Origin of the sequence: Pseudomonas sp. SWRI111 (assembly GCF_014268555.1) — a bacterium.
Lineage (GTDB): Bacteria > Pseudomonadota > Gammaproteobacteria > Pseudomonadales > Pseudomonadaceae > Aquipseudomonas > Aquipseudomonas hamedanensis.
In genome coordinates, this window is record NZ_JABWQQ010000002.1 from 228,568 (window position 1) to 241,697 (window position 13,130).

Genomic DNA, 13,130 nt, shown 5'->3' on the forward strand with positions numbered 1-13,130 from the left:
GCATTCCGTAAAACGATTGAAATTCAAGCCGCGCAGTATGCGACGAAACACAGCCTGTACGACAGACCGGCGACGCAGTTAAGCTGATGCCATCTTTTGGAGTTCGATGTTGATGCTGACCCTGGAAAACATCTTTGTGCTGATGCTGTTCGCCGCTGCCGGTGCGTGGTTATGGCACAACCACGGCTTGCGCGAACGGGCGCTGGAACGGGTCAAGCAGCATTGCCTCAACGTTGGCGTCGAGCTGCTTGACGGCAACGTGGCCCTGAAAAAGATCGGCTTGATCAAGGACGCCAACGGGCGACGCCGCCTGGCGCGGGTCTACAATTTCGAGTTCACCGTGACGGGCGAAAGCCGCCACAACGGTACGGTCACGCAATTCGGCGCGCACAGCGCACAGATCGAACTGGCGCCCTACCCCGCGCCGTTCGACGACACACCGCCGGTGGTTGAGGTGCAAAAACCGCGGGCGCAAGTGGTGGAGCTCAGCCAGTGGCGGCAGGAACACACGAAGTGGAAACCTTAAGCTGATTCACCGAGCCGGCATCGCGCCAGCCCCGCCTGTAACTTATCGATATTCTGCGGCTCGGTAAAAATCAGCTCAAGGCGCGAGTCTTTTCGCCATTCGCTGGCGCGCCAGGTCAGTTCGGCATTATCCAGGGCATTCGCCGACACCCAGCCATCCGCGCTGTGGATAACCAGCTTGGCCCGTTGCCAATCAAGGCGTGTCAGCCACTTGATGATGCCTTGCTTATCGAACATCTGCCCCGGATGCCAGCGCCAGCCGATGCTCCAGCCCCCCGCCTGGGCCTGACTCAGGCAGATCGGCAGCGCCGGATCGCTCCAGACGGCCGGGATCTGGCCCAGGCCTTTGGGCATCTCCAGCTTATCGACCCCCTCCAAGGCTCGCGCTGTCCGCCCGGGTAACTCGCTCAAGGACAGTTGCGCCTGCTGCGTCCAGATCAGGCTGACGGCTGGCAACTGGCTGGCGATTTCTTCTCGCGCCGCTTGATCAAGGTTTTCCGCCTTGTTCAGCAGCAACAGACCTGCGTCAGTCAGTGCTTGCCGTTGGGCCTGCGGCAACGTTTTCCCAGCGTGCAAAGCCTGCGCGTCCAGCACCAGCACACAGGGCTGAACCGCCAGCACACCCAGCCACGGAGCCTCGTTCAACTGCTTGAGGAGCTGCGCCGGATGACCCAGTCCGGACGGTTCGATAAACAGCCGGTCTGGCCTGGCCTTGCGCAGCAATCGGCCAAGGCCGATCTGGAACGGCGCGCCGTTGACGCAACACAAACAGCCGCCGGCCACTTCGCCCAGTGCGATACCATCGGCGTCATTGCTCAGTAGCGCCGCGTCCAGGCCAATCTGGCCGAACTCGTTGATCAGCACCGCCCAGCGTTCGCCCTCCGGTCGCTGCGCCATCAGGTGGCGAATCAGGCTGGTCTTGCCGGCGCCCAGGGGGCCTGCGATGACATGGGTCGGAATGTTCTGCAGCATGGTGGGCATTTCTTTGAAGAACGTTTTTGAGGAGTTTGCAAATGCGCTGGATGGGATGGTCGTTGCTGTTGCTGCTGGTGTCGAGCGAAGCGTTGGCTCAGGCCTGTCTGGTGCACAGCCAGGGCGAGCGCCTCGATGTCAAAGTCTGCCAGCAGAATCGCTCCATCCCGAAAAAACTGTTCAGCGGCGGTTTCTGCCAACCGACGCTGGCCGGGCAGAAAGTCGAGGTGCAATACCTCGACCAGTGCCCGAGCGGTGCGTTCGGCGTGTGCAGCAACGCGCAGGTTGCCAATATGCCCTATCGCCAGGATATCCACTATTACGGCGTGGCGACCGATGCAGCCTACCTGAAGCCCTATTGCGAAGCACAAAGCCGCGGATCATGGCGCAAGCCTTGACGGTCAGCCGAGCCAGTCGAGGGTCACTATCAGCCGACGTTCGCCGACGGCCAGGTGCGGCGAACGGTGGATCAGCCCGAAACCCTCGTTACCGTGCCATTTCTCGCCTTTCAGAAGCGCGACCTCGCCGCAGCGGAGTTGCTGAATCTGTGCGGCATCCTGAGGCTCCGCGTTGGCCTGACCCAGTTGCCTGCGATCCATCACGCCTTCCTCAAGCCATTGGCTACCCACGCCGGCGTAGGTGGTGATCAGGCGTACGGGCACGTGATCGACATGGAAACGGGGACACATCGCCTTATCCAACGCGCGCAGACGCAGGCCGATGCGTCGCGCGCCCAACAGACAGGCGAAGGCACCGACCAGCCATTTCAGGTCGGCAACAAAGCCTTCGTAGTCCTCAAGGTCGCGAAATCCTGCGGCCAGCCCGGCCAGATCCGGCTCGCTGTCCTCATCCGCAAGCTCAAGGCACAACGACTCCGCCAGGGGTTCGTCGAGCGACAGCAACAAACGGGCAAAATCGGCGACATGCAGGGGCAATTGCCGCTGCCAGATGGCGAGGTTGACGTCGTCATCGAGGATTCGCGCCAGCGCTGTAGGCGTCGGCCCCTGATGGTGCAGGCGAGTCCGCCCTTGTAATGGTTTCATTGCAAGCATCATGCGGCCTCTTCGTCCCAGGCGCCGAACGGATCCGGCAGCAACCGCCAAGCGTCGACACCCAGTGCCATTTCATCATCGGTCAGCAGGCATTCGTCCAGCTCGGCAGACAGTCGGGCGAAATCGATGTTCTGCCCGATGAACACCAGCTCCTGGCGACAATCGCCGACGCTCGGCGTCCAGTTCTCCATGATGGCGCGGGTATTCTCCTGGTCCTGTGGCCACTGGTCCTTCGGCACAAAACGCCACCAGCGGCCGGCGAAACCATGGCGCATCAAACCGCCGGCCTGCGACCAACTGCCCGCGTCCGTGGGCTTGCTGGCGAGCCAGAAGAAGCCTTTGGAACGCAGCAGTTTGCCGTTCGGCCATGGACGGTCGATGAAACTGAAGAAGCGTTGCGGATGAAAAGGCCGGCGCGCACGGTAGGCCGTTGAGGCGATGCCGTATTCCTCGGTCTCCGGTGTGTGTGTACCGCGCAACTCTTGCAGCCAGCCAGGTGCCTGTGCGGCTTTGGCGAAATCGAAACGACCGGTGTTAAGGATTTTCTCCAGCGGTACCTCACCCATCACCATCGGGATGATTTCGGCATGGGCGTTAAGGCGTTGCAGGATCGCGATCAATTCTTCGCGTTCACGCTGGCTGATCAGGTCAATTTTGCTGATCAGCAACACGTCGGCGAACTCGATTTGCTCGATCAGCAGATCGGTGATGGAGCGTTCGTCTTCTTCCCCGAGAATCTCGCCACGCGAGGCGAGGCTTTCGGCAGCCTGAAAGTCCGGTAGAAAGTTCATGCCGTCGACCACCGTGACCATGGTGTCCAGACGCGCGATGTCACTGAGGCTTTGCCCGTGCTCATCGCGAAAGGTGAACGTTTCCGCTACGGGCAGTGGCTCGGAGATGCCGGTGGACTCGATCAGCAAATAATCGAAGCGATCTTCGCGGGCGAGCTTGCTGACCTCTTCCAGCAGGTCTTCGCGTAACGTACAGCAAATGCAGCCGTTGCTCATCTCGACGATTTTTTCTTCCGCGCGGTTCAGGCTGACATCACGCTGAACTTCACTGCCATCGATGTTGATTTCGCTCATATCATTAACGATGACGGCTACACGCAGTCCGGCCCGGTTACGTAGTACGTAATTGAGAAGCGTACTTTTTCCGGCACCGAGAAATCCTGAAAGTACGGTCACAGGCAGTTCGGCTGACATTGGATAATCCTCTACAGGTGGCAGCCGATGTGCGCTTTTGCTGGCGCATTGCGTTTTAGCGCTGGTAATCGGCAGTGCCCAGGCTGGCTTTCGATTTATGTTATAGTATAACAATATAAACAAGCGAGCCCTCCTTTGGCTTCCTTCGGTAAAGAGTGAATCAAACTCAGGACACGACGATGAACGCTACGCTGAGGCGCTTGATATTGAGCTTTGCGTTACTGGTGACGGGCAACGCCTGGGCGCAACTGCCGGAACTCGCCACCTGCACGCGTAGCGCAAATCTGCTGGCGTGTCAGGATGCCGAGGGCAACGCCTATAGCGTCAATACCGTCGGTACGACGCTGTACTTGCGCGGGTTCGAAAAGAACGGCAATCGGTATTGGGCACAGACCAATAGCCGCTTTGGCCAGTTGACCTTCTTCACCGGGATCGCCTCCGATGGCGAAGCATGGGTTGGCTACACCCGGCGGGTGGGTTGGACCACCATCAATCGCTTCTCGAGTTCGGGGGGAAGCAGGGCGAAATTCACGTGCAGCCGGGTGACCGGCTGTTAGATCGTCGTTTTGCCCAATGCATTCCGGACGGGATTAGCCTTGGCTGTAGCGCAGAATGCGGTGTTTCACGTGGAACGCTCGGGCTGCGGATGTAACATGAAAGTGTGTTCATGAAAAAGCTATCGTGTTATTTATTGTTATAATATAACATTAAATGAAATCACACGATGAGTCTGAACATGAACGCGTTGACGCTACCGGACATCGCCGCGCAGGCCGCTCGTGAGGCCTTGCCCCTCGACTGGGTGGGCATGCGCGGCATCGCATTGCCTGTATGGCTGGAGGGGCAACGGATGACCGCCAAGGCCGATGCAGGCGTCAGTCTGGATGATGGTGAGGCACGCGGCATTCATATGTCGCGCCTGTTTGTGGCATTGGAGCCTCTCGCGCAAGAGGCACTTTCCCCCGCTTTACTGCGCCAGGTTCTTGAGCAGTTTCTGCAGAGCCACGCAGGTTTATCGCACTGCGCGTACCTGAATATCCGCACCGAATTACTGCTGAACAGACCGGCGCTGGTCAGTCCTCTCGCGGGATGGAAATCCTATCCGGTGAGCGTTTCCGCGCGCTTGAAGAACCAAATGTTCCACGTGGAACTAGAAATCGAAGTGCCCTATTCCTCCACTTGCCCATGTTCTGCAGCATTAGCCCGCCAGCTGATTCAGCAGCAATTTATCGACGACTTCGCCAACCAATCACTTGAGCACGCGGATGTTTTGGCCTGGCTGGGGTCGACCAAAGGCATCGTCGCGACACCGCATAGCCAACGCAGCACCGCGCAGTTACGCCTGCACCTGAACGAGTCCCTCAGCGAGTTGCCGCTGATCAAGGTTATTGATGACGTCGAAGCAGCGCTCGGCACCGCCGTACAAACCGCAGTGAAACGCGCCGATGAACAAGCGTTCGCGCTCGCCAATGGCCAGAACTTGATGTTCTGCGAAGACGCTGCGCGACGCTTGAATCTGGCGCTGCGCCGCACCCAAGGCGTCAGCCAGTTCCACTTGAAAGTCATCCACGCTGAAAGCCTTCACGCCCATGATGCTGTGGCTGAAAGCAGTTGGCGTCGGGAGCAAGCATGATTCGCTGCCATTCCCTGAGTTGGGGTGCACCCGGCCACCCACTGACGACACCGCTGGATCTTGAACTGGAAAGTGCGAGCCTGACTGCCATCGTTGGCGCTAACGGCTGTGGAAAAAGCAGCCTGCTCAAGGTCATCGCCGGGCTGCAAAAACCGTTGGCGGGCCACGTGGCGCTGAGTATTCCACGCCAGAGCGGGCTCTCGTTCCTGCCCCAGCAGCAGCACCTGGATCGACAATTCCCGATCAGCCTGGAAGAGTTGGTCGCCGCCGGGTTCTGGGGACGCAGGCTCTCGACGCAGCTGCGCACGCAACGCCTTAATGCCGCATTGGAACACTGGCATCTGAGCGGCCTAGGCCATCGCCCGTTGATGGCCCTCTCTGGTGGCGAACTGCAACGTGCCCTGCTCGCGCGGCTAAGCCTCGCCGACGCCCCGATATTATTGCTGGACGAGCCTCATGCTGCCCTCGATGAACTGGGCCAGGCGCTGCTTTGGCAACACATCCACGCCTGGCACGCCGAAGGCCGAACGATCGTTGTGGTCTGCCACGATCTCAGCGCTGTGCGCCAACACATCCCCCGGACATTGCTGATCAAGAACAGCCGTTGCGTCTATGGTCCCAGCACCGAAGTGATTCAACAGACACCGCATGCGCAGGTGGCCTGATGCTCACCCTCGCTCACTTCTGGCAACCGTTCAGTGAGTTCATGTTCATGCGTCGCGCCTTGCTGGGCGGATTGGTACTGGCTTGCAGCACGGCGCCACTGGGCGTGTTTCTGATTCTGCGGCGCATGAGCCTGATCGGTGACGCCGTCGCGCACGGCATTCTCCCCGGTGCGGCGTTGGGCTTCTGGTTCGCCGGCCTGAGCCTGCCGGCGCTAACGCTCGGCGGTCTCGGCGCGGGCATGAGCATGGCAGGGCTCGCGGCCTGGATCACTCGCCGCACCGGCCTGCGCGAAGACGCCAGCCTTGCCGCGATCTATCCAATTTCCTTGGCGAGTGGCGTACTGATACTGGGCATTGCCGGTAAACGTCTGGACCTGTTGCATCTGCTATTCGGCTCGGCACTGGCCGTCGACGGCCCGACACTCCACGGCATGCTGTGGGTCTCGGCGATCAGCCTGATCACCCTGCTGCTGATCTACAAACCGCTGCTGCTCGACACACTGGACCCGTTATTTCTGCGCACCGTCAGCCGCCTCGGCCCACTCGCCCATGGCGTATTCCTGACGTTGGTCGTGCTCAATCTGGTGATCGGGTTTCAGGCGATCGGCGCGCTGATGGTCGTCGGACTGATGATGCTCCCCGCCGCCGCGTCTCGATTCTGGAGCCGCCGCCTGCCGATGCTAATCGCAATCGCCGCGCTGATCGGCTGCCTGTCGGTATGGCTCGGATTGTTGCTGTCGTTCTATTACTCGCTGCCCAGCGGCCCGGCCATCGTGCTGGTTGCCGGGGCGGGTTATCTGCTGTCCGTAGTGTTCGGGCCGGTTCACGGTTTGTTGCGCCGCCCTCCTTTGCTCACATCCCTATGAGGTGTTTCCTGATGCGCGTCTTGGTCGTGCTGTTCAGTCTGTTGTTGTCGATGTCATTGTCGGCGGCGGAAAAATTGCCGGTGGTCACCAGCTTCAGCATCCTCGCCGACATGGTTCATCAAGTTGGCGGTGATCATGTGCAGATCACCAGCATGGTCGGCCCGGACGCCGATGCCCACACTTACGAGCCGACCCCGGACGACGCCAAAGCCTTGCTCAAGGCACGCGTGATTATCAAAAACGGTCTCGGTTTCGAGCCTTGGCTGGATCGCCTCGTGGCCAGTACCGGCACCAAAGCCACAGTCATCAGTGCCAGTCGCGGCTTGATTCCGCGCTCACTGGATGAAGATGGCGAAACCGTTCCCGACCCGCACGCCTGGCACAATCTGGCTAACGCCGAGTTGTACGTTGGCAACATCACCAAGGCGCTGATCGCTGCCGACCCGGCGAACGAGGCGGACTACGAGCGCAATAGCCAGACCTACCTCAAGCAGATCTACGCCTTGCTCGCTGAAGCAAAAACCAAACTCGGTGCGCTGCCAGCGGGCAACCGCAAGATCGTCACCAGCCATGACGCCTTCGGCTATCTCGGACAGGCCTACGGTATCGACTTCATGGCGCCACAGGGACTGTCCACCGAGCGCGAACCGTCGGCCGCCGAAGTGGCTGCGCTGATTACCCAGATCCGTCAGGCCAAGGTCAAAGCGGTGTTCATGGAAAACATCAAGGACGCACGCCTGCTCAAGCAGATCGCCGATGAAAGCGGCGCGCACATCGGCGGCACGCTGTACTCCGATGCCCTCGCTGCCAGCGGGCCGGCGAGCACGTTCACCGGACTGTTCGAATACAACCTCAACACCCTTTACAACGCGTTGAGCCAACCATGATCCGCAAGAATCCTTCGGGCGATCTGCCGACCATTGCTGAGTCGGCCTACGTCGATAAAACCGCAATCATCTGCGGCAAAGTGGTAATTGGCGAAAACGTCTTCGTCGGTCCCTACGCGGTCATCCGCGCCGATGAAGTAGATGCGTCAGGCGAGATGGAGGCAATCACCATTGGCGCCAATTCGAACATCCAGGATGGCGTGGTGATCCACTCGAAATCCGGCGCGGCAGTGACCATCGGCGAATTCAGTTCGATTGCCCATCGCTCGATCGTGCATGGTCCCTGCGTGGTCGGCGACCGGGTGTTCATCGGGTTCAACAGCGTGCTGTTCAACTGCGTCGTCGGCAACGGCTGCGTGGTGCGGCACAACTCGGTGGTCGACGGCCGGGATTTGCCCGATGCGTTTTACGTACCGTCTACCACGCGCATCGGCCCGACCACCGACCTCACGCAATTCCCGCCGGTAAGCGTCAGCGCATCGGAGTTTTCCGAAGACGTGGCACGCACCAATGTCGATCTGGTGCGTGGCTACAAAGCCTTGCAGAACGAGTTCTGAGCCATGAACAGCGTGCTGATTCGCAACGCAAGGCTGGTCAACGAAGGGCGCGAAGTGGAAGGCGATCTGTTGGTCAGCCATGGCCGCATCGTCAAAATCGCCCGCAGCATTGAAGGCGAACGGGCGACGCTGGAGATCGATGCAAACGGTCAATGGCTCGTGCCGGGCATGATCGACGATCAGGTGCATTTCCGTGAGCCCGGGGCGCCGGCCAAGGGCAGCCTTTACACCGAGTCGCGCGCAGCGGTGGCAGGCGGCATCACCAGTTTCATGGACATGCCCAACACCCAACCGGCGACGCTGACCCTCGAAGCGCTGGCAGACAAGAAGCACCGGGCGGCAACCACTTCGGTGGCCAATTACGGCTTTCACTTCGGTGTCAGTCACGACAATCTCGATACAGTGGCCGCGCTCAATCCCTGTGAGGTGGCCGGTGTGAAAGTGTTCATGGGGGCGTCGACCGGCAATCTGCTGGTGGATGACCCGGCGACGCTCGAGCGGCTGTTTGCCGAAGTGCCGACGATTCTGTTGGCCCACTGCGAACACACGCCGAGCATCGACGCCAATGCAGTCAACCTGCATGAGCAGTTCGGTGACCGTCTGCCGCCGACAGCGCACGCACTGATCCGCAACGCCGAAAGCTGCTATCGGTCTTCAAGTCTGGCGGTGGAACTGGCCCGACGTCACGGCACCCGCTTGCATGTCCTGCACCTGACGACCGCGCGTGAACTGGCGCTGTTCGAAGATAAACCACTGGCGCACAAACGCATCACCGCGGAAGTTTGCCTGCACCATCTGCTGTTTGACGATCGCGGCTATGCCGACCTCGGCAACCTGATCAAATGCAATCCGGCGATCAAGACCCAGGCTGACCGCGACGCCCTGCGCGCGGCGTTGAACAGCAATCGCCTGGATGTCATCGGCAGTGACCACGCGCCGCATACCTGGGAAGAAAAACAACGGCCCTATGCCCAGGCGCCTGCCGGTCTGCCATTGGTGCAACACGCCTTGCCGGCGTTACTGGAGCTGGTCGAAGAGGGCGTGCTACCGATCACCACGCTGGTGGCGAAGACCAGCCATCGCGTAGCAGATCTGTTTGCCATTCCGGATCGTGGGTATTTGCGCGAGGGCTACTGGGCGGATCTGGTGCTGATCGCTGCGCAGGCATTTGAAGTGAATCAGCAACCGATTCTGTCGCAGTGCGGATGGACGCCGTTTGCCGGGCGCAGCTTTCGGCACCGGGTGAGCCTGACCATGGTGTCGGGGCAAATCGCCTGGCACGAGGGTCGGATAAATGAGCAGTGTCGGGGGTTGGCGTTAAGGTTCATGCGCTGACTTGGCTGACGTTTCCGCGAGCAGGCTCGCTTCCGCAAAAAACAGGAGAGCGAGCTGGCTGGCGGCAGGGTTCAGGCGCGTGGTTTGACGGTGCCGCAGTCCTGACCGAGCCACACGGCGCGGGTTTCCAGGCTGCCCTTCTGATTGATGCCGATGGCATTGAACGTGCCGTTGGCCACCGTGGTGAATTCTCGATCGCTGAGGAATGTCGCTACACCCGTCCCCTGGGCTTTCGGGCAACTGAAGCGGAATTTCCACTGGTTGCCGTTACGCTCGGTGATCTGCTGTTTGCAGCCCGATTGCGGGTCGGCCAAAGGGATATCGTTGGTCGCTACTTGCTCAGGTGTCAGGCAGGCACGGATCCCCTTGCCGCCAATATTGATGCCGTTCTTCTCTAGCGCAGCGCGCTGTTGCGGCGTGATCTGACCTTGAATCTGGCCAAGAATCGATTGCACATCCATCGCCTGGTCATCGACCTTCAGATTGCTCGAAGACATCTCCCACAGCCCTGGCTGCAGCATCTGCGCTTGCGCAACCACCGGCAATGCCAAACCCAGGCCCAGCGCCAAACCCAGCAGACGAACGTTCATCGAAAAACTCCTGATCAGTAGTGGCCGTTAGACGTCGGCCAATCGCTTCGGTTCATGCCCCAATTAAATAGCGACATTCGCGGTAGAACATGGTCTGTTAAGCATTGATTCTCGCGGAGCAAGGCTGCCCCATGGATTACTTCGGACCGCACCTTTTCGGTTATCTGATTGCCCTGCTACACACCCTCGGCCTCATCGCTGCCCTCCATGCGGTGCTCACCGTGCGCACCGCGCAAGGCTCGATCGCCTGGGCATTGTCGCTGATCTTCATTCCTTACCTCACGCTGATTCCTTACCTGGTGTTCGGCCGCAGTACTTTCGATGGCTATATCAAGGCGCGGCGCCAGGCCAACGAACAGATGCGCCTGGCGATTTCCGAGTTGAACTGGCGGCCGTGGGTGGAAGAAGCCCTCGCCGCTCGCGCATCGAATGCCTATGCTTCCTTGCGGGCCATGCCCAAGCTGGGCCGCATGCCCTGCCTGGCCAACAACGAAGTGCAATTGCTGATCAATGGCAACGCAACCTTCAACGCAATCTTCCAAGCGATCGAACACGCGAAGGAAGCGATTCTGATCCAGTTTTTCATCATTCACGACGACCGGCTCGGCCAGCGCTTGCAGGATTTGCTGCTCAAGAAGGCCGCTGAAGGCGTGATCATTCATCTGCTCTACGATCGCATCGGCAGCCACGCCCTGCCCCACCGCTATGTGCAGGCCTTGCGCGATGCCGGCGTCGAGGTCAAAGCCTTCGCCACGCGCAGTGGCTGGCTCAATCGGTTCCAGGTCAACTTCCGCAACCACCGCAAAATTGTCGTGGTCGATGGCGTGCTCGGGTTTGTCGGCGGGCATAACGTTGGCGATGAATACATGGGTGAAAAACCGCCGCTGGCACCGTGGCGCGATACCCATGTGCAGGTGCGTGGCCCGGTGGTCGCGTGCATGCAGGAGTCGTTTGCCGAGGACTGGTTCTGGGCCGCGCGGACCTTGCCGCCATTGATCCTCCCGGACGCGTACCCCGAAGACGGCGTGCTCTGCCAACTGCTCGCCAGCGGTCCGGCGGATGCCTACGAAACCTGTTCGCTGTTTTTCGTCGAAGCAATCCATGCGGCAACCGAACGGGTGTGGATCACCAGCCCTTATTTCATCCCCGATGAAGCCGTGTTCGCCGCGCTGCGCCTGGCGGTTTTACGCGGCGTGGACGTCCGACTGTTGCTGCCGTCGCGGCCCGATCACCGCATCGTTTATGCAGCTTCCAGTCTGTATGCCTTCGAAGCGGTACGAGCCGGGGTGCGGGTGTTCCGCTATCAGCCCGGGTTTCTCCATCAGAAAGTGGTATTGATCGACCGCGAGATCAGCGCCATCGGCAGCGCCAACCTCGATAACCGTTCGTTCCGGCTGAATTTCGAAGTGATGTTGCTGACCGTCGACAGCGAGTTCGCCACGTCCGTGGAGCAGATGCTGATCGATGACTTCGCCCAGGCCAGTGAAATTGCCAAAGAGGAAAGCCGGGAGATCCACCGCCTGCAACAGGTCGGCATGCGAATCGCCCGGCTGATTTCACCGATCCTCTGAACAGCCTCAGCGTCTCAGCCAGTTGAGCGTCACGGGTGGTAGAGGTCGTCGCGCGTCCATGGCAGTTCATGGCTACCGTCGGGGTGCGCTTTCACTGCGAGGATCTGGTGCAGATTGATCCAGCCGCGTGCGAAAGCGTAAGCGCAACCGGCCAGGTAAAGGCGCCAGATGCGCAGGGCTTGCTCTGGCACCAGTTTTGCGGCGGCTTCGAGGTTGTCCTCCAGCCGCTCACTCCAGTGATCCAGCGTGCGCGCGTAGTGCAGCCGCAGGCTCTCGACGTCGACGATTTCCAGCCCCGCTTCGCTGATCTCGGCGCTGATCATCGACAGGTGCGGCAGTTCGCCGTTGGGGAACACGTATTTCTCGATAAAATCCCCGGCGCCTCGCCCGACCGGGCGGCCATCGGTGTGCTTGGCGGTGATGCCGTGGTTCATCACCAGCCCGCCCTCTTTCACCGCGCCAAACAGGGCTTTGCAGTACTGCGCGAGATTGGCGTGGCCGACGTGCTCGAACATGCCCACGCTGACGACTTTGTCGAAGCGACCATCTTGGGGCAGATCGCGATAATCGAGCAGTTGCAGTTCGATCTGGTCGTCCAGGCCCTCGGCTTTGACCCGTTCCCGGGCCAGTTCCAGTTGCGCCTGGCTCAAGGTGATACCGAACACCCTGGCGCCGAACTCGCGGGCCGCAAAGCGGGCCAGACCACCCCATCCGCAACCGACATCCAGCAGGTATTCGCCCGGTTGCAAACGCAACTTGCGGCATAAATGACGGAATTTGGCTTGTTGCGCTTGCTCAAGCGTCTCGCTGCCGGTTTCGAAGTACGCGCAGGAATACGCCATGTCGCTGTCCAGCCAGAGCTGGTAGAACGCGTTCGACAGGTCGTAGTGGTAGGAAATGGCTTTGGCGTCGGTTTCCTTGTCGTGCAGTTTGCGCTCGGGATGACTGCCTTCGTTTTCATCGAGCAAGGCACTGCTCAATTCGTCACAGACCCGAATCACCTCGCTGATCGAACCCTCCAGTTCGAGTTTGCCTTCGACGAAGGCGGCCCCGAGGGCGTCCAGGCTTGGATGGGTAAACTGACTGACCATCTGTGGGTCCTTGACCACGATGGTAACGCTGGGCGTTGGCCCCAGATTGAACTCATGGCCGTCCCAGAGACGCAGGCGAAGCGGAAGCTGCAGATTCTGTAAGGCCGGTGGAAGTTGCGCGAGCATGGAAATCCCCCCTTGTTTCAGACGTCAGATCTGAGGGTAGCCCATTGCAGAAAAA

At 60.1% G+C, this 13,130-nt stretch carries 15 protein-coding genes; 10 read left to right on the plus strand and 5 right to left on the minus strand.

All coding sequences use genetic code 11. The annotated features are described in order from the left end of the window. The first annotated feature begins 112 nt into the window (after positions 1-112). Complete coding sequence (locus tag HU755_RS04560; RefSeq protein WP_186546337.1) at positions 113-526, plus strand: DUF3301 domain-containing protein; 414 nt, start codon at positions 113-115, stop codon at positions 524-526. Here the strand turns inward: HU755_RS04560 and HU755_RS04565 are convergent. After that, positions 523-1,497, minus strand: coding sequence for a GTP-binding protein (locus HU755_RS04565; RefSeq protein WP_186630751.1), 975 nt, complete (start codon positions 1,495-1,497; stop codon positions 523-525). The genes HU755_RS04560 and HU755_RS04565 overlap by 4 nt on opposite strands. Positions 1,498-1,538: 41 nt before the next feature. On the opposite strand from HU755_RS04565, the gene HU755_RS04570 reads away from it, so the two are divergent. After that, positions 1,539-1,895 carry an NADH:ubiquinone oxidoreductase gene (locus tag HU755_RS04570; protein WP_186546165.1) on the plus strand — a complete coding sequence of 119 codons (357 nt, stop codon included), beginning with the start codon at positions 1,539-1,541 and terminating at the stop codon, positions 1,893-1,895. A 3-nt stretch (positions 1,896-1,898) separates the two neighbouring features. On the opposite strand, the gene HU755_RS04575 is transcribed toward HU755_RS04570, so the two are convergent. Next, a complete protein-coding gene (locus HU755_RS04575) occupies positions 1,899-2,549 on the minus strand; it encodes a DUF1826 domain-containing protein (protein ID WP_186630752.1) in 651 nt (216 codons plus the stop codon). Further along, entirely contained in the window at positions 2,549-3,754 is a 1,206-nt protein-coding gene (gene zigA / locus HU755_RS04580; protein ID WP_186630753.1) for a zinc metallochaperone GTPase ZigA, read from the minus strand. Before zigA ends, HU755_RS04575 begins: the two co-directional genes overlap by 1 nt. 179 nt (positions 3,755-3,933) lie before the next feature. Between zigA and HU755_RS04585 the strand changes: the two genes are divergently transcribed. The 7 genes from HU755_RS04585 to HU755_RS04615 all read left to right on the plus strand — a co-directional run bounded on the left by HU755_RS04585 (position 3,934) and on the right by HU755_RS04615 (position 9,697). After that, positions 3,934-4,311, plus strand: a complete 378-nt coding sequence (locus tag HU755_RS04585; protein ID WP_186630754.1) for a glutamine synthetase — start codon at positions 3,934-3,936, stop codon at positions 4,309-4,311. A 179-nt stretch (positions 4,312-4,490) separates the two neighbouring features. Further along, positions 4,491-5,387: a GTP cyclohydrolase FolE2 gene (folE2, locus tag HU755_RS04590; RefSeq protein ID WP_186630755.1), complete on the plus strand. Its 897-nt coding sequence runs from the start codon at positions 4,491-4,493 to the stop codon at positions 5,385-5,387. Next, positions 5,384-6,052, plus strand: a complete 669-nt coding sequence (locus HU755_RS04595) for a metal ABC transporter ATP-binding protein (protein WP_186630756.1) — start codon at positions 5,384-5,386, stop codon at positions 6,050-6,052. The genes folE2 and HU755_RS04595 overlap by 4 nt, the downstream gene beginning before the upstream one ends. After that, positions 6,052-6,918 (plus strand): metal ABC transporter permease, encoded by an 867-nt coding sequence (locus tag HU755_RS04600; RefSeq protein ID WP_186546171.1) that lies wholly within the window; start codon positions 6,052-6,054, stop codon positions 6,916-6,918. The genes HU755_RS04595 and HU755_RS04600 overlap by 1 nt, the downstream gene beginning before the upstream one ends. Positions 6,919-6,929: 11 nt before the next feature. Beyond that, positions 6,930-7,805, plus strand: a complete 876-nt coding sequence (locus tag HU755_RS04605) for a metal ABC transporter substrate-binding protein (RefSeq protein ID WP_186630757.1) — start codon at positions 6,930-6,932, stop codon at positions 7,803-7,805. Next, complete coding sequence (locus tag HU755_RS04610; RefSeq protein ID WP_186546173.1) at positions 7,802-8,362, plus strand: carbonate dehydratase; 561 nt, start codon at positions 7,802-7,804, stop codon at positions 8,360-8,362. The genes HU755_RS04605 and HU755_RS04610 overlap by 4 nt, the downstream gene beginning before the upstream one ends. A 3-nt stretch (positions 8,363-8,365) precedes the next feature. Next, positions 8,366-9,697, plus strand: a complete 1,332-nt coding sequence (locus HU755_RS04615; RefSeq protein ID WP_186630758.1) for a dihydroorotase — start codon at positions 8,366-8,368, stop codon at positions 9,695-9,697. A 71-nt stretch (positions 9,698-9,768) separates the two neighbouring features. Here HU755_RS04615 and HU755_RS04620 read toward each other — a convergent pair whose 3' ends face one another. Then, a complete protein-coding gene (locus HU755_RS04620; RefSeq protein WP_186546175.1) occupies positions 9,769-10,287 on the minus strand; it encodes a DUF3617 domain-containing protein in 519 nt (172 codons plus the stop codon). A 131-nt stretch (positions 10,288-10,418) separates the two neighbouring features. Between HU755_RS04620 and cls the strand changes: the two genes are divergently transcribed. Beyond that, the gene (cls, locus tag HU755_RS04625; protein WP_186630759.1) at positions 10,419-11,858 is read left to right on the plus strand and encodes a cardiolipin synthase; all 1,440 of its coding nucleotides are present in this window, start codon (positions 10,419-10,421) and stop codon (positions 11,856-11,858) included. A 29-nt stretch (positions 11,859-11,887) separates the two neighbouring features. On the opposite strand, the gene cfaB is transcribed toward cls, so the two are convergent. Continuing rightward, complete coding sequence (gene cfaB, locus HU755_RS04630; RefSeq protein ID WP_186546177.1) at positions 11,888-13,075, minus strand: C17 cyclopropane fatty acid synthase CfaB; 1,188 nt, start codon at positions 13,073-13,075, stop codon at positions 11,888-11,890. Between the last annotated feature and the right edge of the window lie 55 nt (positions 13,076-13,130).